The following is a 24,071-nucleotide window of genomic DNA, read 5'->3' as shown; positions in this document are numbered from 1 at the left end:
TCCATAAAACCACCACCCGCGCTGCCCAGACTCTGCCTACCTAAACCGTATCGGAGAGTTGCACCATGAGCCGCATTCTGGGTTTCAAGCTGGGCGCTATTGCCTTGCTGATTTTGTTATTGCTGGTCCCGTTGTCGATGATCGGCGGGCTGGTTAGCGAGCGGCAGTATCAGCGAGAGGCGGTATTGCAGGACATCGCCCGCAGTTCCAGCTATCGCCAGCAGCTCACCGGGCCTGTCCTGGTCCAGCCCTACACCAAGGTATGGCAGGAGTGGAAAACCCACGCCAAGAGCGGCGAGCGCTATCTGCAAGAGCAGAAGTCCCGTGGGCGGTTGTACTTTCTGCCGGAGCGTTTCGTGTTCAATGGCACGGTCGCCACCGAGCTGCGTGCGCGCGGTATTTATCAGGCGTTGTTGTACCGCAGCGATAACCAGATCAGCGGCGCCTTCAAGCTGCCGGTGCGTCTGGGACTGGGCGATGAGCTGGGCCTGTACCGTTTCGACAAGCCGTTCCTGGCGGTGGGCATCAGCGATATCCGCGGCATCGGCAATGACCTGCAATTGCGTCTGAATGGCACGACCCTGGGCTTTGCTCCGGGCAGTGGCGACAAGCGTTTCGGTGCCGGTGTGCATGCACCTTTGCCGGCGCTGGATAGCCAGGGCGGGCAATTGCTGGAGTTCGCCTTCGACCTCAAGCTGCAGGGTACCGAGCAACTGAGCATCACCCCGGTGGGCCGCGACAGCCGGGTCGAACTGAGCTCCGATTGGCCGCACCCGAGCTTTGTCGGCGAGTACCTGCCGAGTAGCCGCACCGTGAGTGCGGCGGGCTTCAAGGCGCATTGGCAGACCAGCTTTTTCGCCACCAATCTGGAAGAAGCGCTGCAGGATTGTGTGCGCAAGGACAGTTGCCAGGGGCTGGCGGCGCGCAACTTTGGCGTGAGCTTTGTCGACCCGGTGGATCAATACCTGAAGACCGAGCGGGCGATCAAATATGCCCTGTTGTTTATCGGCCTGACCTTCGCCGTGTTCTTTCTGTTCGAAGTGCTCAAGCGCATGGCGGTGCACCCGGTGCAGTACGCCCTGGTGGGCATGGCCCTGGCTTTGTTCTATCTGCTGTTGCTGTCCCTGTCCGAGCACCTGAGCTTTGCCAGCGCCTACGGCATTTCGGCGCTGGCCTGTGTGTCCTTGATCGGTTTCTACATCAGCCATGTGCTGCACAGCTGGCTGCGCGGCGGGGCTTTCGCGGTGTTGCTGGCGGCGCTCTATGGCCTGCTGTTCGCCCTGCTCAGCGCCGAGGACTATGCCCTGCTGATGGGCTCGCTGCTGGTCTTCGGAGTGCTGGGTTGCGTGATGGTGTTGACCCGCAAGTTCGACTGGTACGGCGTCGGTCAAACCCCGCCGTCCAGCCCTGCCAATAGCCTTTGACGGACAGTGGCGCAGCCCTGGCTGCGCCACTCCGGGGAGCCAATCATGATGCGTATATTCGTCCAGTTTTCTGCTTGTCTGGCCCTGGGCCTGGTGGTCGCCGGGCTGATGCTGCTGGGGCTGATGTTCGGCGGTCAGTTCAACCTGATCGACAGCCTGCTGCTGTCAGGTAAACCGTTGGCGCAGTTGAGCCTGATCTTGCTACCCGAGACGTTCTGGAGTGAGCTGACTGGCCTGGCAGACGCCGCGCAGAACCGTGCGCTGCAGTCCTTTCTCAGTCTGTGCGCGGGGCTCGGGCAGGTTGGTCTGCTACTGGCTGGTGGCTTTTTTCGTCTGTGGTACTGGCGATGAGCGGGCATATCGGCCTGCGCGAGGAGGCGCGTGCCGGGCATCTGCTGGCGCGGCGGATCGCCCGGTTATTTGCCCCGGCGCAGGGCCACGCGCCGGTGGATGGGGGCAGTCGCAAAGATTGCAGGAGCCAGCAAGGATCAGGTGTCCCCCGGGCTTTTATCAAACAACCCGTATGTCTTTGATTTTATGGCTTATGGCGCTTTGTGTAGGCGCGGATTTATCCGCGAAAACGCTCGAATGAGCAAAAGCTTGAGCGTGAACAGAGTCTCTACAGGAGCCCACAGGCCGACAGGCGCGATTGCCGCCTCCAGTTTGCTGCGCGACAGCGCAGCGTCGCAGGCGCTGGAACTCTTCCTACGCAGGTTGATGTCAGTCCGGCGGCTGGGTGGCCTGCATCGATGGCCGCTGGCTGATCTCGGCATACCAGCCGGCCAGTTGCGGGAAGCGTTCACGCCAGCCCAGTTGCGCCTGGCGGAAATCCAGGTAGCCGAGGGCGCAGGCGACGCCGATCGCGGCGATATCGAAGTGACAGGCCAGCTCGGCAATGGCCTCATCTTCGAACTGTTGCAGGGCGCGCTCGATCTTCGCCTGCTGGCCTTGCTGCCATTGTTCCCAGCGCTTGTCCGCTGGCCGCAAAAAGCTCTCGTAGCGGATCAGCACGGCCGCGTCGAGGATCGCGTCGGCCAGGGAGGCCAGGGTCAGGCGCCGCCAGCGCGAAGGTCCCTGTAGCGGGATCAGCGGGTCACCGACATGTTGCTGGTCGAGGTAGTCGAGGATCACCCGGCTATCGTGCAGCACATTGCCGTCGGCCAGGCGTAATGCGGGGATCTTGCCTGCCGGATTAAGCCGGTTGAGTTCGCCGTCGGTGGTGGTCGGGGGGGCCTGGACCTGCTGCAAGGCCACACGGTCGAGTTGACCGGTCTCGTGCAGCAGCACCATGACCTTGCGTACAAAGGGCGAGGTGGGCGAGTAGAACAGGGTCATGCTGGGGCTGGACATGCTGCCTCCTTACAGGCGGTTAAGCGCAATCGTTGGAAGATTACTGCGTTCGCCCCACGCCTGCATGACTCAGTAACCAATGACCATCCGCCGACCGGTTGCCGCCCCGGCGCCCCAGGCTTCGCCGGGGCGGCCGAGCATCTGCCGCACGTTGGCGTTGCTCGGTCGCTGGGGAAGCTCTGGAGCGTTCCCGGCCGACTCGACATGGACGATGGCCTTGGCCGCGAAGTCGGTCAGCCAGACCTGATCCCGCTCATCGACATACACCGAAAAGGCGCGGCGCGCTGCCTGGCAGTGGCCAGTACTGCACCTGCGCGGCCTGTAGCGAGGCCGAGACTGATGAGGCGGTTTATGGTGGGCTCCCGAAGCTCAGGGCATCGCGGTATGGCCCCGAAAACCGGCCGAAGGTTACCGCTTGCAGTCACAGCCACTGCGACAATCGCCGGTTTGTCCGCCAATCCCGGACTAGAGCGGCGCTCGTGCATTCGACCTTGGTAGGGGCGGCTGTGCCCGGCGGTTCGGGTTCTGTGCCTGTAAGCCGCGCCACTGGGGGCTGGAAAGGCTTATGCACGTGGCTGGGCGCGGGCACTCGACCAAAGTCTCACTGGCGGTCGCCACTGGGACTGCTAAGTTGCAAGGGTCAAAACAACAAAAAACGAGGAGTCCCTCATATGTCCGTATCTAAGCAAGAGGCCGCCAAGGCCTACTGGAAAGATAACCTGCGACTGATGTTGATCCTGCTGACCATCTGGTTCGCAGTGTCATTCGGCGCAGGGATTCTGTTTGTCGAACAGCTTAACCATATCCAGTTCTTCGGTTTCCCTCTGGGCTTCTGGTTTGCTCAGCAGGGCTCAATCTATTCGTTCGTGGCGATGATTTTCTTCTATGTGTGGAAGATGAATCAGTACGACCGCAAACACGACGTCCACGAAGAATAAGGCGCCGAACATGGATACCCAAACTCTGATCTATCTGTTCGTCGGCGCGACTTTTGCGCTGTATATCGGCATCGCCCTCTATACCCGGGCCGGCTCCACCAGCGAATACTACGTCGCCAGCAAGGGCGTACACCCGATCCTCAACGGCATGGCCACCGGCGCCGACTGGATGTCGGCGGCGTCGTTCATCTCGATGGCGGGGATCATCTCCTTCGTCGGCCTCGACGGTAGCGTGTACCTGATGGGTTGGACCGGCGGTTACGTGCTCCTGGCCATGTGCCTGGCACCCTACCTGCGCAAGTTCGGCAAGTTCACCGTGCCGGATTTCATCGGCGAGCGTTACTACTCGCAGACCGCGCGTCTGGTTGCTGTGGTGTGCGTGATCTTCATCTCGTTCACCTACGTGGCTGGGCAGATGCGCGGCGTCGGCATCGTCTTCTCCCGCTACCTGGAAGTGGACATCAACACCGGCGTATTGATCGGCATGGCCATCGTGTTCTTCTACTCCGTACTCGGCGGCATGAAGGGCATCACCTACACCCAGGTGGCGCAGTTCTGCGTGATGATCTTCGCCTACATGGTGCCGGCGATTTACATCTCGATGATGATCACTGGCAACCCGATCCCGCAGCTGGGCTTCGGCAGTGACGTGATCGGCACCAGCACCTCGGTCCTCGAACGCCTGAATGGCCTGAGCACTGAGCTGGGCTTCGACACCTACACCGATGGCAAGAAGTCGACCATCGACGTGTTCTTCATCACCATGGCGTTGATGGTCGGTACTGCCGGTCTGCCGCACGTGATCGTACGCTTCTTCACCACCCCGACCGTCCGTGCTGCCCGTCAGTCTGCCGGTTATGCCCTGCTGTTCATTGCCATTCTCTACACCACCGCTCCTGCTCTCGCGGCTTTTGCCCGGATCAACCTGTTGACCAGCATTCCTGAGCTGCAATACAGCGAAGCGCCGCAGTGGGTGAAGAACTGGGAGAAGTCCGGTCTTATCGCCTGGATGGACAAGAACGGTGACGGCAAGATCCAGTACGGCCCAGGTGCTCCATTCGTGGGTGCTCCGACCTTCGCCGCAGAGCTTGGGGTGAATGGCGAGCGCGTGGTGACTAACGTTGCTACACCGGCAGCCACTGAGTTCTACGTGGATCGCGACATCATCGTCCTGGCCAACCCGGAAATCGCCGGTCTGCCGGGCTGGGTGATCGCCTTGATCGCTGCGGGTGGTCTGGCGGCTGCACTGTCGACTGCTGCAGGCTTGTTGTTGGTGATTTCGACCTCGATCTCGCATGACCTGCTGAAGAGCACTCTGATGCCCAACATCAGCGAGAAGAAGGAGCTGCTCGCGGCACGTCTGGCCGCAGGTGTGGCGGTACTGGTGGCCGGTCTGTTCGGTATCTACCCGCCGGCCTTCGTGGCGCAGGTGGTGGCATTCGCCTTCGGTCTGGCGGCAGCCTCGTTCTTCCCGGCCATCGTCATGGGGATTTTCTCCAAGAGGATGAACAAGGAAGGCGCGATTGCCGGCATGGTGGTTGGTCTGGCCTTCACCTTCAGCTATATCGTCTACTACAAGTTCATCTTCCCGACTGCCGGGCCTGCTGACTGGTGGTTCGGTATCTCGCCTGAAGGCATCGGTACCCTGGGCATGATCTTCAACTTCATCACTGCAATCGCAGTGGCCCAGGTCACTGCTGCACCGCCGGAGCATATCCAGCACATCATCGAAGACATCCGCATCCCCCGTGGTGCAGGTGCTGCGATCGAGCACTGAGTGCTAAAGCGCTAAAGCGCTAAAACACAACGCCCCGGAAACGGGGCGTTTTGCTGTCTGCAGCATTCGTACTTTTTATAGATGCAGATCAAGGCCGGTCGCCAGCTGCGTGCTTAGAATCGCGCCCCTCCTGGATTTTCGAGCGCGCGGCATATGGTCTCTTCACCCCGTCACCCCGAACTGCTGTCCCCGGCCGGCACCCTGAAGAACATGCGCTACGCCTTCGCCTACGGTGCCGATGCGGTGTATGCCGGGCAGCCGCGCTACAGCCTGCGGGTGCGCAACAACGAGTTCGACCACGCCAACCTGGCGCTGGGTATTGCCGAGGCGCATGCCCAGGGCAAGCAGTTCTACGTGGTGGTCAATATCGCGCCGCACAACGCCAAGCTGAAGACCTTTCTCAGGGACTTGCAGCCGGTGATCGAGATGGGCCCGGATGCACTGATCATGTCCGACCCCGGTTTGATCATGCTGGCGCGCGAGCATTTCCCGCAGATGCCGATCCACCTGTCGGTGCAGGCCAACGCGGTGAACTGGGCCAGCGTCAAGTTCTGGCAGCAGCAGGGGCTGAGTCGGGTGATTCTGTCGCGCGAATTATCGCTGGAGGAAATCGCCGAGATTCGCAGCGAAGTGCCAGGGATGGAGCTGGAGGTGTTCGTCCATGGCGCGTTGTGCATGGCCTATTCCGGGCGTTGCCTGCTGTCCGGCTATATCAACAAGCGCGACCCCAACCAGGGCTCCTGCACCAACGCCTGCCGCTGGCAGTACAAGGCCGAAGTTGCCCAGGAGAACGAGCTGGGCGATATCGTGCGCATCGTCGAGCCGACCCTGGGTGCGGGTGCGCCGACCGAACAGGTGTTTCTGCTGGAGGACGGCAGCCGCCCCGGCGAGCAGATGGCCGCCTACGAGGATGAGCACGGCACCTACATCATGAACTCCAAGGATCTGCGCGCGGTGCAGCACGTCGAACGCCTGGTGCAGATGGGCGTGCACTCGCTGAAGATCGAGGGCCGCACCAAGTCCCATTACTACGTGGCGCGCACCGCCCAGGTGTACCGCAAGGCCATTGACGATGCCGTGGCCGGGCGAGCGTTCGACCAGTCGTTGTTGGGCACCTTGGAATCCCTGGCCCACCGCGGCTACACCGAGGGTTTTCTGCGCCGTCATGTGCACGACGAATACCAGAATTACCAGCGCGGCAGCTCGGTGTCCGAGCAGCAGCAATTCGTCGGCGAGCTGACCGGCGAACGCCGCGGCGAGCTGGCCGAAGTACGGGTGAAGAACCGCTTCGCTCTGGGCGATGGCCTGGAACTGATGACACCCCAGGGCAACCTGCGCCTGCGCCTGGAGGTCCTGGAGAATCGCCAGGGCCAGGCGATCAACGTGGCGCCGGGCGACGGCCACGTGGTCTACCTGCCGCTGCCGGCCGAGGTGTCGCTGGAATACGGACTGCTGATGCGCGATCTGTAGCCGTCGCGCATACGCACAGGCAGGGGAGTTCGCTTCGACCCAGAGCTGCCGGCGCTCTTAAATTGGGCTGCTTTGCCGGCGCTTGGCCCGCGTCCAGTCCCGGCGCTAAAGCGTCAGCGTCCGGCTGACATGGTTGATAGTGGCGAGGATCTGCCGAGGCTCGGCCAGGGCCGGGGCCATGCTCCAGCGTTGGTAAGCGTCGTTGCCGATGCGCAGCATGCCGGTGTGGGTGGTCTGGTCGCGGTCGACCTCTGGATCGGGATCGGAGAAGCCGAGGCTGTAGCGCAGCTCCTCGATGTCGGCGGCTGCGCCGGTGAGGAACAGCCAGCCTGGGTCGATGCGGTGCAGTTTGGCGTAGGCTTTGAGGGTTTCTGGTGTATCCAGCTCAGGCTGCAGGCTCAGCGAGTACATGAATATATCCCGGCCCACGCGCGCGCCTAATAGCTGTTGCACGCGGCGCAGGTTCGCCGTTGCGGTCGGGCAAATATCGGCGCAGGAGACATACATCATGTTGATGGTGACCACCTTGTCGCGCACCAGGTCGTCGTAGAACCTGACGTTCTTACCTTCGTGGCTAACCAGCGGGATGTTGGGGATGCGCGAGCTAGCGTTTATGGCAAGCCGGGGCTGGGCCTCGGCGCCGCGCCAGACTGTGGGGGTGAGCGCGGCGGCGCCCAGGGTGGCCATGCCCAGCACTAGTTCTCTGCGAGTGTTCATGTGCGGTTCACCTCATTGATCAAGGGTGTTACTGCGCGCGAATCAAGCATCTGGATCCTCGACGTCCCAGCGCACCATCATCGCGTGGTCCTCGTGGATCACGTTGTGGCAATGCATGACGTACTTGCCGTGGAAGTCGCGAAAGCGCACGAGCACGCGAATGGTCATGGTTTGCTCGAGCACGAATACGTCTTTACGTCCGCGCTCGTGCGCTGGCACGGGGATATCGATACCGTCCACGCTCTTGCTGAGGATGCGGCCTTCCTCCAGGTGCATGTGAATGGGGTGTGACCAGCCGCCAGATTTGCTCACCAGCTCCCAGACCTCGGCGCTGCCTTGCTTGATCTTGGCGCGCGGGTTGTGGCTGTCGAATAGCTGGCCGTTGACCGTCCATAAACCATTCTTGCGATCGAACTCCCAGCGCCGCACGCGCAACTTGGCGATCTCCTTGGCTGAAGGCAGCTTCGGCAGTTCGCGCAGTTGCTCGGGCACCTGGCTCAGGTCCTGCTGCGGCGGATATTGGTCGACGATGAACTTCAGTACGCGAGTGCCGGGCGCCTTGACGTCCTTGGGCTTGCGCGTGCTGTCCTGGCGCAGGCGGTTGACCAGGTACAGTTCGGTGCCGATTGGGTACTGGGAGAAGTCGACCACGATGTCGGCGCGCTCGGCCACGCCGAGATGCACCTTGCGCTGGTTGAGCAGCGGCGCCGGCAGCAGGTTGCCGTCGTTGGCGATATAGGTGAAGGGCTGCACCTGGTCTTTCGCCGTGACCAGATAGAACTCGTAGAAGCGGCTGGGCCCACTGTTGAGCAAGCGCAGGCGATATTTGCGCGCATCGACATGTAACACCGGCTCGATCTTGCCATTGACCGTCACCTTATCGCCGAGCACGCCCTCGACATGCAGGTCGTCCCAGAACAGCTTGCCGTTGGGGGCGAAGCGCTTGTCGCCGAAGGCCAGGGGGTAGTCGTAGGGGTGGCTCGGCAGGCGTAGCGCGCCGGGTGCCGGATCGCGCTCGTTGCCCGAGTCGATGTGGTCGAATAGCAGGTAAAAACCCGCCAGACCGCGGTAGACGTTAGGTGCGGTGTAATCCTCAGTGTGGTCGTGAAACCACAGCGTACCCAGAGCCTCATTCGGATCGCCGATACCCTCGCCGTGGAGGGCTCGCCATTCGTCGAAGCCGGCGTAAATGTTGGGGTAGAAGTGGTCTTTGAACTTGCCTCGGCCTTGGTTCGGCCCATCCTGATCCAGGGTCGACCCTGCCATCGTTTCGCTGTAGAAGTCAGATGGATAGCCGTCGCAGCCTGAGGACATGTGCAGGTTGTGCAGGTGGGTGGAGATTTCCGGGCTGCCGAAGCCGACATGACCCGGCGGCAGCTCATTATGGAAACGGCACAGGATCGGTTGGCCGTACTTCGCGAAGATGGTAGCGGGCGCGGTTGCGTCCGGTGTGTCGGCAACGTAGGCCCAGGCGGTCTGTGTGGTCTGCGTGGTCAGATCAGGATGGAACTCCCAGGGAATTTCCTTGGCCGTTAACTTATAGAGTTCTGGCGCCCCCAGCGCGCCGATGATTTCGTCGAAACGCTGGTGCGGTTCTCGTCCGGCTTCGTCGTCAGCTTTCTTCGGTGCCGCCTCGCCGCTTGGGGTCAGCACGCTGACCGGTTGGACCGGCACTATCGCCCTGGGCAGCGTCACCAGCCAGGGCTGGGTCGGCGGGCTAGGCGGGAAGACCGGCTGCGGCGTGGTCACCCACTCCACCGCATCACTGTTACGCCCGTTTAGCAGCAGCGGGGCGGCCAGTACGCTGGCGGAAAGTTTGAGGAATGTGCGTCTTGCGGGACCGTCGGGTGGGTCTTTTGGAGCGGCCGACGGATTTTTTTTGCCCTTTTTGCTCATGGATTGCCTCCACATCCTTGCCATTGTTGTGCCAAGGAATGTTGATTGCACTGGTGTTGTTCTCCCCGAGAGCGGCTGCGCAGCGCGGCCTCGTGCATTGCGTGCATTGCGTGCACTGTCCGCACGTCTCGCGCTCGCACATTCAACTAAAGACGCCAGTCTTGGCCGTGTCAACCTATTGGCGATTGTCGATATTCTGATTATTAGTCTAGCTAATAGACTGATAACTAATGATAAATATAAATTCTCATTGCGAATATGTGTCTCCGCCAGACAGGCATATCGCGAAATAAATGCAGTCGGCGCGGAAATACTCGACGCGATGCTTGCACCGGGAGTCGACCGCTGGCCGGCCTTGCTCGGGTTTAGGCTCCAGCAGATCCTGTGCGCCAGGACGACACTGAAGAAACGGCGAGGGCGGCGCTCGATGTCAGTGGGGGTGGCGGCCGGGTTTTGCGTTGCGCGGCAGGCAGGCGCGGGGCGCAGGCCTGATCAGGGGCAGCGCTCGGTGCGGCACTCGGTTAGCCGCGCGCCTTAAGGGTGGCGCGTGGCCAGAGACGCGCCGGCGAGTGGGGCGGACGGATGCCCGTGGCGTCGATCAGAGCGAATGCGCGCGCGGCCGCCGGCGCCAGCTGGCCAGGCGCTGATCCAGCGCCAGCAGGCTGTCCAGTTGCTGCTGGCGCGCCTTGCTGAACAGGATCAGGGCCAGCTCGGCGGTGACCAGGGCGTCGGCGCTGGCATTGTGGCGCTGCTGCGCCTGCAGGCCGAAATAGCGGGTCCAGTCATCCAGGCCGCCGCGCGGGACCTTCGCCTGCGGGCAGAGCAGCGGCGCCAGTTCGGCGACATCGAAGAAATGGTGGTGCAGGCGGTAGCCCAGGCTCTGCTTGAGGGCGCGCGCGAGCATGCGCTGGTCGAAGCCGGCATGGAAGGCCAGCAGCGGGCTGTCGCCGAGGAACGCCATAAAGCCCAGCAGGGCTTCGGCCGGCTCGATGCCAGCGGCGATGGCGCTGGGCGCCAGACCGTGGATCAGCACGCTGGCACTGACCTTGTGGTCGTGGCGCTGCAAGGTGCATTCGAACTGCTGGCCCAGGTCGATGGCGCCGCCTTCGATCACCACCGCGCCAATCGACAGCAACTGGTCGCGCTTGGTGTCGAGGCCACTGGTTTCCAGATCGAGGACCACTAGACGCTGTTCGTGCAGCGGCCTGTGGTCGAGGACGGCCGGCTCGGCCAGGCCGATGCGTCGGTCCAGTTGCGACTCGAGCAGGGCGGGACCGCGGCCAGTGAACCAGGTGAACTGACTCATAGCTGATAGCGCAGCGTCAGGCTGCTTTGCAGGCGCTGGGCCTGGCGAAAAGCCTCACGCAGGATGCGTCGGTCGAGCTGGTTGAGGCTGTCGGGATCGATCCGATTGGAGTAGGGCAGGTCCTGCTGGGCTTGCCGTTGATGTTGCTGCATGCGCGTCTGCTGGATGAAGTGATAGGCCTCTTCATAGGCCGCGCCATCGAGTGGTTCGATCACCCCCTTGGCGATCAGCTCGCGCAGGCGCTCCAGGGTGTTGCAGGCTTCGATGCCGTGGGCCAGGGCGAGCAGGCGGGCGCCATCGACAAAGGGGGTCAGGCCCTGCACCTTGAGGTCGAGGGTGTCTTTCTCGACGCCCTTGCGGGCCACCACGAAATCGCGGAAACGCCCAACCGGTGGGCGCTGGCGCAGGGCGTTCTCGGCCATCATGCGCTGGAACAGGCTGTTGCTGGCGACCTGCTTGAGCAGGCCCTGGCGCAGCAGGTCACAACCGTAGGGATCGCCCCAGACCACGCGCAGGTCGAAGTAGATGCTCGATCTGAGCAGGTTCTCCGGGGTCGCCTCATCGATAAAGCTGGTGAAGCGCCGCGTCCATTCGCGGCGTGACAGGCACAGCTCCGGGTTGCCGGCCATGATGTTGCCCTTGCACAGGGTAAAACCGCACAGCGCCAGGCGCTGGTTGATCTCGGTGGCCAGCGGCAGCAAGCGGCGGCGCATGTCGGCGGCGCTCGCCGCGTCGCTGGCCTCGAACAGGATGCCGTTGTCCTGGTCGGTGTGCAGGGTCTGTTCGCGGCGGCCCTCGCTGCCGAAGCACAGCCAAGTGAAGGGCACGCCGGGGTCGCCGAGGTCTTCCAGGGTCAGTTCGATCACCCGGCACACGGTGTGGTCGTTGAACAGGGTGATGATGTGGGTGATCTGGGTCGAGCTGGCGCCGTGGGCGAGCATGCGCTCGACCAGTTGCTGAATATCGCTGCGCAGCGCGGTCAGGGTCTCGACCGTGCCGGCATGGCGAATGGTACGGGCCAGATGGACTAGGTCGACCCGCTGCAGGGAGAACAGGTCGCGCTCGGAGACCACGCCGCACAAGCGCTCGTGTTCGACCAGGCAGATGTGGGCGATATGCCGCTCGGTCATGGCGATTGCCGCCTCGAAGGCGCTGGCGTCGGGCGGCAGGTAGAAGGGTTCGAGGGTCATCAGGCTGTCGATCGCCTGATCCAGCGAGCTGCCGTCGGCGATCACCCGGCGCAGGTCGCGCAGGGTGAAGATGCCCAGGGGTTTGAGCGCCGGATCGACGATGACGATGCTGCCGACGTGCTGTTCGTGCATCAGTTGCACGGCCTGGCGCAGCGGCGTGGTGGGCGGGCAACTGATCGGCTGGCGCATGGCCAGTTCACCCAGGCGGCTGTCCAGCGAATACTGCGCGCCGAGGCTTTCCACCGCACGCATCTGGACCTGCTGGTTGACCTGGTCGAGCAGGCTGCTGACCCCGCGCAGGGCGAAGTCGCGAAATGGGTTGGACAGCGCGAACAACTTGACGAAGGCCGGCTTGCTCAATAGCAGGCAGAAGGTGTCTTCGGCAGCGAGGTGTTCGGTGCGGGTGGCGCGGTCGCCAATCAGCGCCGCCAGCGGGAAGCATTCGCCGCTGGTGATCTCGAAGGTGGTTTCGGTGCCGCGCTTGGCCGAGTGCGGACGCTCGCCATGCACATGGCCCTGCTTGACGATGTAGAAGTATTCGACCGGGCCGTCGGTCGGCTTGATGATGGTCTCGCCTGCGCTGTAGAAGCGCAGCTGGCAGTTTTCCACCAGGTAGGCCAGGTGGGCCATGTCCATCTGGTTGAACGGGGGGTATTTCTGCAGGAACTCCACGGTGCCGTGGATGTTCTGCAACACCGCTGTCTTGCCGGCCTGGGTGTAAGCGTCCGATTTGCTCATGCCGCACGGCCTCGAAGCAACTGTGGGTGTCTATGGTCTGCCGCAACGGTCAGGGTGCCCATTGGACGTAAGTCTAGAAGGCTGGCGCTCAGGCACAAAAAAACCGCCCCTGAGGGCGGTTTTTGCAGTGCGGTGGCTGCGTATTACAAGCCGTTCTAGGCCTTGTTCTTGGCCTTGAACTCGCGGCGCCGGCGGTGCAGTACCGGCTCGGTGTAGCCGTTGGGCTGCTTGCCGCCTTCGACTACCAGCTCCAGGGCCGCCTGGAACGCGATGTTGCTGTCGAAGTCCGGCGCCAGCGGGCGGTACAGCGGGTCGCTGGCGTTCTGCCGATCGACCACCGGCGCCATGCGCTTGAGGCTCTCGATCACCTGTTCCTCGGTTACCACGCCGTGGCGCAGCCAGTTGGCCATGTGCTGGCTGGAGATGCGCAGGGTGGCGCGGTCTTCCATCAGGCCGATGTCGTTGATGTCCGGCACCTTGGAGCAGCCGACGCCCTGGTCGATCCAGCGCACCACGTAACCGAGGATGCCCTGCGAGTTGTTGTCCAGCTCGTTCTGGATTTCCTCAGGCGTCCAGTTGCTGTCGGCGGCCAGCGGGATGCTCAGGATGTCGTCCAGCGAAGCCGGCACACGCTTGGCCAGTTCAGCCTGACGGGCGAACACGTCGACCTGGTGGTAGTGCAGCACGTGCAGTGCGGCGGCGGTCGGCGAGGGCACCCAGGCGGTATTGGCGCCGGCCAGCGGGTGAGCGATCTTCTGTTCGAGCATCGCCGCCATCAGGTCGGGCATGGCCCACATGCCTTTGCCGATCTGCGCACGACCCTGCAGGCCGCAGGCCAGGCCGGCGTCGACGTTGTTGTCTTCGTAGGCGGCGATCCACTTCTGGCTCTTCATGGCAGCCTTGCGCACCATGGCGCCGGCTTCCATCGAGGTGTGGATTTCGTCGCCGGTGCGGTCGAGGAAGCCGGTGTTGATAAACACCACGCGCTCGCTGGCCGCCTTGATGCAGGCCTTGAGGTTGACCGTGGTGCGCCGCTCTTCGTCCATGATGCCGACTTTCAGGGTGTTGCGCGGCAGGCCGAGCACGCCTTCGACGCGGCCGAACAGTTCGCTGGTGAAGGCGACTTCTTCCGGGCCGTGCATCTTCGGCTTGACGATGTAAATCGAGCCGGTGCGGGTGTTCTTGCGGCTGGTGTTGCCATTCAGGTTGTGGATGGCGACCAGGCTGGTCAGCAGACCGTCCATGATGCCTTCCGGTACCTCGAAGCCCTGGTTGTCGACGATCGCGTCGATGGTCATCAGGTGGCCGACGTTGCGGATGAACAACAGGCTGCGCCCGTGCAGGGTCAGCTCGCCGCCGTCGGTCTGGGTGTAGACGCGGTCCGGGTTCATGGTGCGAGTGAAGGTCTGGCCACCCTTGGCCACGCTCTCGGCCAGGTCGCCTTTCATCAGGCCCAGCCAGTTACGGTAAACCACGACTTTGTCGTCGGCATCGACGGCGGCGATCGAGTCTTCGCAGTCCATGATGGTGGTCAGGGCGGCTTCCATCAGCAGGTCCTTGACCCCGGCCGGATCGGTCTGGCCAACCGGGGTGCTGGCGTCGATCTGGATCTCGAAGTGCAGGCCGTTATGCTTGAGCAGCACGGCGATCGGTGCCTGGGCGTCGCCCTGGAAACCGGCCAGTTGGCCGTCGTCGAGCAGGCCGCTGTTGCTGCCGCCCTTGAGGCTGACCAGCAGTTTGCCGGCTTCGATGCGGTAGCCGGTGGCGTCGACGTGGGAGCCGGCGGCCAGCGGTGCAGCCTGGTCGAGGAAGGCGCGGGCGAAGGCGATGACCTTGTCACCGCGAACCTTGTTGTAACCCTTGCCTTTCTCGGCGCCACCTTCTTCGGAAATCACGTCGGTGCCGTAAAGGGCATCGTACAGCGAGCCCCAGCGGGCGTTGGAGGCATTCAGAGCGAAGCGCGCGTTCATCACCGGCACTACCAACTGCGGGCCGGCCAGGCGGGCGATTTCTTCGTCGACGTTCTCAGTGGTGATCTGGAAGTCGGTTGACTGCGGCAGCAGGTAACCGATTTCCTCGAGGAAGGCTTTGTAAGCCACAGCATCAAAGGTCTGACCGGCGCGGGCCTGATGCCAGGCGTCGATCTGCGCCTGAATCTCATCGCGCTTGGCGAGCAGGGCGCGGTTTTTCGGGGCCAGTTCGTTGATCAGGGCCTCAAAGCCGGCCCAGAACTTGTCGGCAGCGATGCCGGTACCGGGGATGGCTTCGTTGTTCACGAAGTCGAACAGTACTTTGGCGACCTGCAGGCCACCCACTTGAACGCGTTCAGTCATCACTTGCCTCACTCTGCTCAGCTCTTCAGCTCTACTCGATAGCCGCTTCGGACCTGGGGTTTAAGTCGTGTAGTCCGAGGCGCGGCATACTACATCAAGATTCTTGGAAAATCAGTGGGTGCGCGTCGTTGTGCGACCAAGAGGCGCTTTGCAGTCACGATGAGGGCGCTGTGCTCTCAAAAAACGGCAATTATTGTTTCATAAAACCATGAAAACGGTACACATTAATTGCGCCAGGCCTTGCGGCGGGTGTTTGTCAGGCTGCCTATACTGCGACGACAGTATTGAAGCTTGTGTATATAACCGCGCCTACTGCGACCGCTGTACGGTTGCCCTACGCGAGTTACCGAAGGAGTTGATGTGATGCGCATACACGCGGCCAGCTCGGCCGATCTCGACGATCTGACCCGGTTGTTTGCCGGCTACCTGCAGTTCTATCGGGAGGACAAGTCGCTGGCGGCGATTCGCGAGTTTCTGGCGGCGCGCCTGAGTCGCGCCGACTCGGTGCTGTTCCTGGCGCGTGACTCGCAGGGTAGGGCGCTTGGCTTCGTCCAGCTCTACCCGTTTCATGCTTCGCTGGTGCTTCAGCCGGCCTGGCTGTTGAGCGACCTCTATGTGCTCGAGGCCGCCAGGCGTCAGGGGGCTGGCGCAGCGCTGATGAACGCCGCCCGCGCCCATGCCGAAACCACTGGCGCCTGTGGTTTGCAGTTGCAGACGGCGAAGAGCAATCTGGCTGGGCAGGCACTGTACGAGCGGCTCGGTTATATGCGCGACGAGCTGTTTCATACCTACTGGCTGGACTTGCCGCCGCCACGCGGCGACTGAAAACGGAGCCGTTGCCGTGCGCGCGGACCTCCTTACCTGACTGCTGAATAACCACGAGAGGCTTGTCATGGATCATCTGGTATTAACCGTCATCGCCAAGGATCAACCCGGGCTGGTCGAGCGTCTCGCCCAGTGCGTGGCCGACCACGGCGGCAACTGGCTGGAAAGTCGCATGTCGCGCATGGCCGGCCAGTTCGCCGGGATTCTGCGCGTCGCGGTGCCGGCCAAGGCCCACGCCGAACTGGTCGAGGCGCTGCAGGGCCTGAGCGTCGAGGGCATCCGCGTGCTATTGGAGCAAGGTGGCGCCGAACCATCCGGTAACTGGAAGTCGATTCATCTCGATCTGGTCGGCAATGACCGCCCGGGCATCATCCGCGATATCACCCGCTTGCTCACCGAGCACGGGGTCAACCTGGAAAGCCTGATCACCGAAGTGGCGCCGGCGCCCATGAGCAGCGAGTTGCTGTTCCACGCCCAAGCGCAGTTGGCGGTGCCGCAGGAGTTCTCCCTGGATGTGTTGCAGGCCAAGCTGGAAACCCTCGCCGATGACCTGATGGTGGAACTCATTCTGCGCACCGATTCCTGAGCGCTGGTGAAAAAACGCTCGCCTATTGCGGCCGCCTCCAAGCGGCCGCTGCGTGCCTTGCCGCGAACGCCTGGAGACGGTCTCGCGACGACGCTCGATATTTTCACAAGCCCTGAGCGGGTATGCACATATCCCCAGCTGGCGTGGGTATCGTTGTGGATAAGCTGGGGAGACTCGGCTGTCCTGTTAGTCCCCCGCGACTCTCCGGAGGTTGGTTAAAAAAGCAGCTGTTTCAATAACTTGTGCACATAGGTCGGGGATGCTTCTGTGGATAAGGTTGGGATGGATGGCTGCAGCCCAGGCGCGGTCGAGTGTGCGCAGGCTTGAGCATTTTTTGTACAGTTCGTGGTTATCTGGGCGCGGACTAGTCCGCCCCCAGCGACTGGCGTCTGCCGCGCTTGCGCAGGGTCAGCCAGGCATCGACGCTGTAGAGCGCCAGGCCGGCCCAGATGCAGATAAAGGCCAGCAGCTTGCTCGGATCGAAACGCTCGCCGAATACCGTTACCGCCAGCAGCAGCACCAGAGTCGGTGCGATGTATTGCAGAAAGCCCAGGGTGGTGTAGGGCAGGTGGCGCGCGGCGGCGTTGAAGCACACCAGCGGGATCAGGGTGATAGGCCCGGCCGCGACCAACCAGAGCGCTTCGGGCGTGCTCCAAAATTCGCCCTGGCTGCTCATCGCGGCCGGGTGCCAGAGCAGCCAGCCGATCGCCAATGGCAACAGCAGCCAGGTTTCCACCACCAGACCGGGCAGCGCGGCGACCGGCGCCTGCTTGCGGATCAGGCCGTAGAAACCGAAGGTCAGCGCCAGCACCAGCGACACCCAGGGCAGGCTGCCGAGCTGCCACACCTGCTGCGCCACGCCCACGGCGGCCAGGCCGACGGCCAGCCATTGCAGGCGGCGCAGGCGTTCGCCGAGCAACAGCATGCCGAGCAGCACATTGACCAGCGGATTGATGTAGTAGCCGAGTGCGGCCTCGAGCATGCGCTCGTTGTTCACCGCCCAGACGTACACCAGCCAGTTGCTGGCGATCAGCAGGCCGCTTAGCGCCAGTACCGCCAGGCGCTTGGGGTTGTCGCGCAGCTCGCGCAGCCAGCCGGGGTGTTTCCACACCAGCAGCAGCGCGGCGCCGAAGACCGCCGACCAGAGCGCGCGATGGACGATGATTTCCAGCGCGGGGACATTCTGGATGGCTTTGAAATAGAGCGGGAACAGGCCCCAGATGACGTAGGCGGTCAGGCCGAGAATGTACCCGCGGCGCGGGTTGGCGGTGGCCATGCAGAATCCTTGCTTAGGCTACTAACTAAAGCCCTGGATTTTAGCCGTGGGGCGCGACACTTGTCTGCAGACTCAGGTTTTTCCTGCCAGGGGAAACGCTGATTTGCGTAACGCGGACGTTACAGCCCTAGACCCGTGTGCAAGGGCAACGTCTGCGGCCTCGTAGCGTTACAGTCGTAGATACTCTGTTGCGCGGCAAAGCCCGTAATACCGTTGCCCGCTCCGGTGCAATCCGGGATGACGACGGCCGCGGATTGCACTGCACCTGCTCTGTATGAATTCAGGCGGGCGACGGAATTGTTGCTCTTGCTGGTCGCTTGCCGTTGTCCCTCCGATCAGAACAGTCTCAGCGGCTCTTCATCCAGCGCGGCCAATTGCTCGCGCAGCATCAACACTTGCTCGCCCCAATAACGTTCGCTGCCGAACCAGGGGAAGCTGTGGGGGAATGCCGGGTCGTCCCAGCGCCGCGCCAGCCAGGCGCTGTAGTGCATCAGGCGCAGGGAGCGCAGGCCCTCGATCAGTGGCAGCTCGCGCGGGTTGAAATCGTGGAACTCCTGGTAACCGTCCATCAGTTCGGACAGTTGACTGAGGCGATCATGGCGTTCGCCGGCCAACATCATCCACAGGTCCTGCACGGCGGGGCCCATGCGACAGTCATCGAGGTCGACCATATGGAAGGTGTCGTCGCGGCACAGCAGGTTGCCGGGGTGGCAATCGCCATGCAGCCGAATCGCCTGCACCGGGTTGTCGGCGAACAACCCATCGAGGCGTTTGAGCAGGTCGCGGGCCACCGACTCGTAGGCCGGCAGCAAGCTGCGCGGAATGAAGTTGCCCTCGAGCAGGGTGGCCAGCGAGGCGTGGCCGAAGTTCTCTACCTGCAGGGTTTCCCGGTGGGCGAAGGGTCGCAGCGAACCGACCGCATGCAGGCGGCCGAGCAACTGGCCGAGGCGATACAGTTGATCCAGATTGCCCGGCTCCGGTGCGCGGCCGCCGCGCCGCGGGAACAGGGTGAAGCGGAAGCCGGCATGCTCGAACAGGGTTTCGCCATCGCGCACCAGTGGTGCCACCACCGGCACCTCGCACTCGGCCAGTTCGAAGGTGAAGCTGTGCTCCTCGCGAATCGCCGCGTCGGTCCAGCGCTGCGGCCGGTAGAACTTGGCGATCAGCGGCGTTTCGTCCTCGATACCCACTTGGTAGACGCGGTTTTCATAGCTGTTGAGCGCCAATATGCGGCAATCGCTGAGGTAGCCAATGCTTTCCACGGCATCCAGCACCAGGTCGGGAGTAAGTGCGGCAAATGGGTGGGACATGATCGGCTCCGGTCTCTGGGCCGACGAGTGTAGCGCTTATGCATGGCCGGGCGGTGTTTGGGCGCTCCGTAGGATGGTTGAGCGTAGCGATACCTATCGGTAATCAGTCAATCCGCACGCAGGCCGATTATGACCATCGTCAGCAATTACCTGCCTGGAAGTGAGTTGGCATTCGCTGTGATGGGTATCGCTGCGCTCAACGCCATCCTACGAATCGGTTCGAGCCCGGATGCGATCGCTGGCGTCAGTCCCCTGGTTTCGGTGTGCGCGCCAGGCAATAGATGTCGACCCGCGCCGCCCCGGCCTTTTTCAGCAGGCGCGCCAGGCTCTCGGCGGTGGCGCCGGTGGTCAGCACGTCGTCGACCAGGGCCAGGTGCAGGCCGCTGACCTGGCTCTTGGGCGCCAGGGCAAAGGCGCGGCGCAGGTTGCGTTTACGGGTGGCGGCGTCTAGTTGCTGCTGCGCCGGGGTGTCGATAACCCGTTGTAGCCAGTGTTGTTGCAACGGCAGGTGCAACTGTTCGCTCAGCCACTGGGCGAGCAACGCCGCCTGGTTGAAGCCGCGCTGGCGTTGCCGGCGCTCGGCCAGAGGCACGGGCAGCAGCAGGTCGGGCCTGGTCAGGCCTTCGTCGAAGGCATGCAGCAGGTGTTGTGACAAAAGCTCGCCGAGCAGACGTCCCAATGGCCACTTGGCCTGATGCTTGAAGCGAGTGATCAGGCTGTCGACAGGAAAGGCGTAGCGCCAAGGCGCCTCGACCCGATCAAACCGCGGCGGTCGTTGCAGGCAGCCGCCGCAGGTCAGTCCGGCGTGGGGCAACGGCAGGGCGCAGACCTGGCAGCGTGGGCCGAGCCACGGCAGTTCGCTTTCACAGCTGACGCAGAGGCTGTTTGCACTGTCGGCTGGCTCGTCGCAGAGCAGGCAGGTCTGTTTGTTTTTTAACCAGTTGTAAACCTGGAGTGGTGCATCTGGTTGACAGCGCATAAGGCTTCCTTAAATATGCCGGACATCCGTGTCGTGCTGGCTGACTCTAGCAGCCGCTACAACTAACCAGGAATCACCGATGAGCGCCACTACCGCTGCCCACTTGCGTCACGATTGGACCCTCACCGAGGTCAAGGCGCTCTTCGAACAACCCTTCAACGACCTGCTGTTCCAGGCGCAGACCGTGCACCGCGCGCATTTCGATCAGAACCGCGTGCAGGTCTCGACCCTGCTGTCGATCAAGACCGGTGCCTGTCCGGAAGACTGCAAATACTGCCCGCAGTCCGGCCACTACAACACCGGCCTGGAAAAGGAAAAACTGCTGGAAGTGCAGAAAGTCCTGGAAGCGGCCGCCGAGGCCAAGGCCATCGGCTCCACCCGGTTCTGCATGGGCGCGGCCTGGAAGCACCCGTCGGCCAAGGACATGCCCTACGTGCTGGAAATGGTCAAAGGCGTGCGCGCCATGGGCCTGGAAACCTGCATGACCCTGGGCAAGCTCGACAAGGAGCAAACCGCGGCCCTGGCCGAGGCTGGCCTCGACTACTACAACCACAACCTGGACACCTCGCCGGAGTTCTACGGCAAGATCATCACCACCCGTACCTACGCCGATCGCCTGGAAACCCTGGCCTACGTGCGCGACTCGGGGATGAAAGTCTGTTCCGGTGGCATTCTCGGCCTGGGCGAGTCGCTGGACGACCGCGCCGGCCTGCTGATCCAGCTGGCCAACTTGCCGGAGCATCCGGAGTCGGTGCCGATCAACATGCTGGTCAAGGTCAAGGGCACGCCGCTGGCCGACGAGCAGGACATCGACCCCTTCGACTTCATCCGCATGCTCGCCGTGGCGCGGCTTATGATGCCGCAGTCCCACGTGCGCCTGTCCGCCGGGCGCGAGGCGATGAATGAGCAGATGCAGGCCCTGGCCTTCCTTGCCGGTGCCAACTCGATCTTCTACGGCGAGAAACTGCTGACCACCGCCAACCCGCAAGCCGACAAGGACATGCAGCTGTTTGCCCGCCTTGGCATCAAGCCGGAAGAGCGCGAAGAGCATGGCGACGAAGTGCACCAGGCGGCCATCGAGCAGGCCCTGGTCGAGCAGCGCGATTCCAAGCTGTTCTATAACGCCGCGGTTTGATGGCTGTGCTCTGAATAGGTGGGAGGGGCTTTAGCCGCGACCCGGCACGAGGTCGGTCGCGGCTAAAGCGGATCGCCGCCCGGCCCCTCCCACGGTATTGCGCCCTTATACCCAGGTTGCCTATGTCCTTCGCTCTCGCCGCCCGCCTCGCCGAACGCCGCGCTGCCAACCTCTACCGCCAGCGGCCCTTGCTCGACTCGCCGCAAGGGCCGCTGGTCAAGGTCGACGGCCGCGAGCTGTTGGCCTTCTGCTCCAACGACTACCTCGGCCTGGCCAATCACCCGCAGGTGATCGAGGCCTGGCGCGCCGGCGCCCTGCGTTGGGGGGTCGGCAGCGGCGCCTCGCACCTGGTGATCGGTCACAGCACGCCGCACCACGAACTGGAAGAAGCCCTGGCCGAATTCACCGGGCGACCGCGGGCGCTGTTGTTCTCCACCGGCTACATGGCCAACCTCGGCGCGGTCACCGCGCTGCTGGGGCAGGGCGATACGGTGCTGGAGGACCGCCTCAATCACGCCTCCTTGCTGGATGCCGGTTTGCTCAGCGGTGCGCGCTTTTCCCGCTATCTGCACAACGACGCCGCCAGCCTGAGCAACCGCCTGGACAAGGCCGTCGGCAATACCCTGGTGGTCACCGACGGGGTGTTCAGCATGGACGGCGACCTGGCCGAGCTGCCGGCGCTGTGTGCGGCGGCCAAGGCCAAGGGCGCCTGGGTGATGGTCGACGATGCCCATGGCTTCGGCCCGCTCGGCGCCAGCGGTGGCGGTATCGTCGAGCACTTCGGCCTGGGCCAGGACGACGTCCAGGTGCTGGTCGGCACCCTGGGCAAGGCCTTCGGCACCGCCGGGGCCTTCGTCGCCGGCAGCGAGGAGTTGATCGAAACCCTGGTGCAGTTCGCCCGGCCGTATATCTACACCACCAGCCAGCCGCCAGCGCTGGCCTGCGCCACCCTGAAGAGCCTGGAGTTGCTGCGTAGCGAGAATTGGCGGCGCGAGCACTTGAACGCCTTGATCAAACGCTTCCGTGAAGGGGCTCAATCTATTGGTCTTGAATTGATGGACAGCGCTACGCCGATTCAACCGATCCTGATCGGTGACAGCGGCCGCGCCATGCGCCTGTCGCAGCTGCTGCGCGAGCGTGGCTTGCTGGTCACCGCGATTCGTCCGCCCACGGTGCCGGCCGGCAGTGCGCGCCTTCGCGTTACCTTGTCGGCGGCGCACAGCGCTGCCCAGCTCGAGCGGCTGCTGGAAGCCTTGGCCGAATGCTGGACGTTACTGGAGAGCAGCGATGCGTGACCGCCTGATTCTGCTGCCCGGCTGGGGCCTTGGCAGTGCTCCGCTGGAGCCGCTGGCCGAGGCTTTGCGTGGCCTCGATTCGCGCCTGCGGGTCGAGATCGAACCCTTGCCGCTACTGGATTCCAACGACCCCGTTGACTGGCTGGATGAGCTCGATGCCAGCCTGCCCCAAGACACCTGGCTCGGCGGCTGGTCGCTTGGCGGCATGCTCGCCAGCGAACTGGCGGCGCGGCGCGGTGAGCGCTGCGCCGGCCTGCTGACCCTGGCGAGCAATCTGCGGTTCGTCGCCGAGCCGACATGGCCCAGTGCGATGGCGGCTGAAACCTTCGGTGTGTTTCGTCAGGGCTGCGCCGCGGATGCGCGCGCCACCTTGAAGCGCTTTGCCCTGCTCTGCGCCCAGGGCGCCGCGGATCCGCGCGGCTTGTCGCGGCTGCTGCAGGGCGCGGCGCCGCAGACTCGCCCAGAGGGTTTGCTGGCGGGGCTGGATGTGCTGGCCGCGCTGGACACCCGCGGCGCCGTGCAGGCCTTCGTCGGCCCGCAACTGCATCTATTTGCCGGCCGCGATGCACTGGTACCGGCGAATGCGGCGGCCGCACTGCTGGCGTTGCTGCCGGATGTCGAGATCGGCCTGATCGATAACGCCAGTCACGCCTTTGCGCTGGAGCGTCCCCACGAGATCGCCGCGGCAATCCAGGCCTTTCTGCATGAGGCCGGCGATGACTGAGTGGACACAAGGCCCGCTGAGCGGCCTGCCGGACAAGCGTCAGGTCGCCGCGTCCTTTTCCCGCGCGGCCGACAGCTACGACAGTGTCGCGGCCCTGCAGCGCAAGGTTGGCGGCGAGTTGCTGACGCGCTTGCCTGCGGCCATTGATCCGCAACGCTGGCTCGACCTGGGCTGTGGCACCGGCTACTTCAGTCGTGCTCTGGGCCAGCGCTTCGGCGCTGCCGAGGGCGTGGCCCTGGATATTGCCGAGGGCATGCTGCGCCACGCCCAGCCATTGGGCGGCGCGCAGCAGTTTGCCGCCGGCGATGCCGAGTGCCTGCCGCTGCGCGACGAGTCCTGCGACCTGCTGTTTTCCAGCCTGGCGCTGCAGTGGTGTGCGGACTTTGCCGCGGTGCTCAGCGAAGCCCGGCGCGTATTGCGCCCCGGCGGTGTGCTGGCCTTCAGCAGTCTGTGCGTCGGCACCTTGCAGGAGTTGCGTGATAGCTGGCAGGCGGTGGACGGTTTCGTCCACGTCAACCGCTTCCGCCGCCTCGCCGATTACCAGCAGCTTTGCGCAGGCAGCGGCCTGCAGGTGCTCAGCCTGCAAACCCAGGCCGAGGTGCTGCATTACCCCGACCTGCGCAGCCTGACCCATGAACTCAAGGCGTTGGGTGCACACAACCTTAATCCCGGTCGCCCGGGCGGCCTGACCGGGCGCGCCCGCATGCTGGCGCTGATCGCCGCCTATGAGCAATTCCGTCAGCCGCAAGGCCTGCCGGCGAGCTATCAGGTGGTCTACGGCCTTTTACGCAAAGAGAATTGA

21 protein-coding genes are annotated in these 24,071 nt (G+C 63.4%); 11 read left to right on the top strand and 10 right to left on the bottom strand.

Going from position 1 to position 24,071, the window contains the following annotated elements:
• Positions 1–65: 65 nt before the first annotated feature.
• Both creD and VCJ09_RS22190 read left to right on the top strand, forming a co-directional pair.
• The gene (gene creD, locus VCJ09_RS22195; RefSeq protein ID WP_324732180.1) at positions 66–1,424 is read left to right on the top strand and encodes a cell envelope integrity protein CreD; all 1,359 of its coding nucleotides are present in this window, start codon (positions 66–68) and stop codon (positions 1,422–1,424) included.
• Between the two features lie 45 nt (positions 1,425–1,469).
• Entirely contained in the window at positions 1,470–1,775 is a 306-nt protein-coding gene (locus VCJ09_RS22190) for a hypothetical protein (protein ID WP_407692992.1), read from the top strand.
• Positions 1,776–2,144: 369 nt separating this feature from the next.
• On the opposite strand, the gene VCJ09_RS22185 is transcribed toward VCJ09_RS22190, so the two are convergent.
• Positions 2,145–2,774 carry a glutathione S-transferase gene (locus VCJ09_RS22185; protein WP_324732179.1) on the bottom strand — a complete coding sequence of 210 codons (630 nt, stop codon included), beginning with the start codon at positions 2,772–2,774 and terminating at the stop codon, positions 2,145–2,147.
• A gap of 69 nt (positions 2,775–2,843) precedes the next feature.
• On the bottom strand, positions 2,844–3,041 hold the full coding sequence (locus VCJ09_RS22180; protein ID WP_324732178.1) for a hypothetical protein: 198 nt from the start codon (positions 3,039–3,041) through the stop codon (positions 2,844–2,846).
• Between the two features lie 404 nt (positions 3,042–3,445).
• On the opposite strand from VCJ09_RS22180, the gene VCJ09_RS22175 reads away from it, so the two are divergent.
• From VCJ09_RS22175 to trhP, 3 genes are all read left to right on the top strand, one after another.
• Positions 3,446–3,712, top strand: a complete 267-nt coding sequence (locus VCJ09_RS22175; RefSeq protein WP_079203632.1) for a DUF4212 domain-containing protein — start codon at positions 3,446–3,448, stop codon at positions 3,710–3,712.
• Positions 3,713–3,722: 10 nt separating this feature from the next.
• Complete coding sequence (locus VCJ09_RS22170) at positions 3,723–5,489, top strand: sodium:solute symporter family protein (protein ID WP_324732177.1); 1,767 nt, start codon at positions 3,723–3,725, stop codon at positions 5,487–5,489.
• A 153-nt stretch (positions 5,490–5,642) separates the two neighbouring features.
• On the top strand, positions 5,643–6,959 hold the full coding sequence (gene trhP, locus VCJ09_RS22165) for a prephenate-dependent tRNA uridine(34) hydroxylase TrhP (protein WP_324732176.1): 1,317 nt from the start codon (positions 5,643–5,645) through the stop codon (positions 6,957–6,959).
• Between the two features lie 105 nt (positions 6,960–7,064).
• Here trhP and VCJ09_RS22160 read toward each other — a convergent pair whose 3' ends face one another.
• The 5 genes from VCJ09_RS22160 to VCJ09_RS22140 all read right to left on the bottom strand — a co-directional run bounded on the left by VCJ09_RS22160 (position 7,065) and on the right by VCJ09_RS22140 (position 15,139).
• The gene (locus VCJ09_RS22160) at positions 7,065–7,676 is read right to left on the bottom strand and encodes an SCO family protein (protein WP_324732175.1); all 612 of its coding nucleotides are present in this window, start codon (positions 7,674–7,676) and stop codon (positions 7,065–7,067) included.
• A 42-nt stretch (positions 7,677–7,718) separates the two neighbouring features.
• Positions 7,719–9,572, bottom strand: a complete 1,854-nt coding sequence (locus VCJ09_RS22155) for a multicopper oxidase family protein (RefSeq protein ID WP_324732174.1) — start codon at positions 9,570–9,572, stop codon at positions 7,719–7,721.
• A 598-nt stretch (positions 9,573–10,170) separates the two neighbouring features.
• Positions 10,171–10,878 carry a 3'-5' exonuclease gene (locus VCJ09_RS22150; protein WP_324732173.1) on the bottom strand — a complete coding sequence of 236 codons (708 nt, stop codon included), beginning with the start codon at positions 10,876–10,878 and terminating at the stop codon, positions 10,171–10,173.
• On the bottom strand, positions 10,875–12,806 hold the full coding sequence (locus VCJ09_RS22145; RefSeq protein ID WP_324732172.1) for a putative nucleotidyltransferase substrate binding domain-containing protein: 1,932 nt from the start codon (positions 12,804–12,806) through the stop codon (positions 10,875–10,877). Before VCJ09_RS22145 ends, VCJ09_RS22150 begins: the two co-directional genes overlap by 4 nt.
• A 155-nt stretch (positions 12,807–12,961) precedes the next feature.
• Positions 12,962–15,139: a malate synthase G gene (locus VCJ09_RS22140; RefSeq protein ID WP_324732171.1), complete on the bottom strand. Its 2,178-nt coding sequence runs from the start codon at positions 15,137–15,139 to the stop codon at positions 12,962–12,964.
• 363 nt (positions 15,140–15,502) lie between these two features.
• Here VCJ09_RS22140 and VCJ09_RS22135 point away from each other — a divergent pair, with 363 nt between their 5' ends.
• Positions 15,503–15,964, top strand: coding sequence for a GNAT family N-acetyltransferase (locus VCJ09_RS22135; RefSeq protein WP_324732170.1), 462 nt, complete (start codon positions 15,503–15,505; stop codon positions 15,962–15,964).
• Between the two features lie 67 nt (positions 15,965–16,031).
• Positions 16,032–16,550, top strand: a complete 519-nt coding sequence (locus VCJ09_RS22130) for a glycine cleavage system protein R (RefSeq protein WP_324732169.1) — start codon at positions 16,032–16,034, stop codon at positions 16,548–16,550.
• A gap of 364 nt (positions 16,551–16,914) precedes the next feature.
• Here the strand turns inward: VCJ09_RS22130 and rarD are convergent, their stop codons facing one another.
• From rarD to VCJ09_RS22115, 3 genes are all read right to left on the bottom strand, one after another.
• The gene (rarD, locus tag VCJ09_RS22125; protein ID WP_324732168.1) at positions 16,915–17,826 is read right to left on the bottom strand and encodes an EamA family transporter RarD; all 912 of its coding nucleotides are present in this window, start codon (positions 17,824–17,826) and stop codon (positions 16,915–16,917) included.
• Between the two features lie 335 nt (positions 17,827–18,161).
• A complete protein-coding gene (locus VCJ09_RS22120; protein ID WP_324732167.1) occupies positions 18,162–19,136 on the bottom strand; it encodes a serine/threonine protein kinase in 975 nt (324 codons plus the stop codon).
• 244 nt (positions 19,137–19,380) lie between these two features.
• A complete protein-coding gene (locus VCJ09_RS22115; RefSeq protein ID WP_324732166.1) occupies positions 19,381–20,115 on the bottom strand; it encodes a ComF family protein in 735 nt (244 codons plus the stop codon).
• Between the two features lie 79 nt (positions 20,116–20,194).
• On the opposite strand from VCJ09_RS22115, the gene bioB reads away from it, so the two are divergent.
• The 4 genes from bioB (at position 20,195) to bioC (ending at position 24,071) form a co-directional block, all read left to right on the top strand.
• The gene (gene bioB, locus VCJ09_RS22110; RefSeq protein ID WP_324732165.1) at positions 20,195–21,250 is read left to right on the top strand and encodes a biotin synthase BioB; all 1,056 of its coding nucleotides are present in this window, start codon (positions 20,195–20,197) and stop codon (positions 21,248–21,250) included.
• 122 nt (positions 21,251–21,372) lie between these two features.
• A complete protein-coding gene (gene bioF / locus VCJ09_RS22105) occupies positions 21,373–22,545 on the top strand; it encodes an 8-amino-7-oxononanoate synthase (protein WP_324732164.1) in 1,173 nt (390 codons plus the stop codon).
• Positions 22,538–23,269, top strand: coding sequence for an alpha/beta fold hydrolase (locus tag VCJ09_RS22100; protein WP_324732163.1), 732 nt, complete (start codon positions 22,538–22,540; stop codon positions 23,267–23,269). The genes bioF and VCJ09_RS22100 overlap by 8 nt, the downstream gene beginning before the upstream one ends.
• Entirely contained in the window at positions 23,250–24,071 is an 822-nt protein-coding gene (gene bioC, locus VCJ09_RS22095) for a malonyl-ACP O-methyltransferase BioC (RefSeq protein WP_407692991.1), read from the top strand. The genes VCJ09_RS22100 and bioC overlap by 20 nt, the downstream gene beginning before the upstream one ends.

This window comes from Pseudomonas paeninsulae (assembly GCF_035621475.1).
Classification (GTDB): domain Bacteria; phylum Pseudomonadota; class Gammaproteobacteria; order Pseudomonadales; family Pseudomonadaceae; genus Aquipseudomonas; species Aquipseudomonas paeninsulae.
This window is presented reverse-complemented; position numbering and strand designations above follow the sequence as displayed.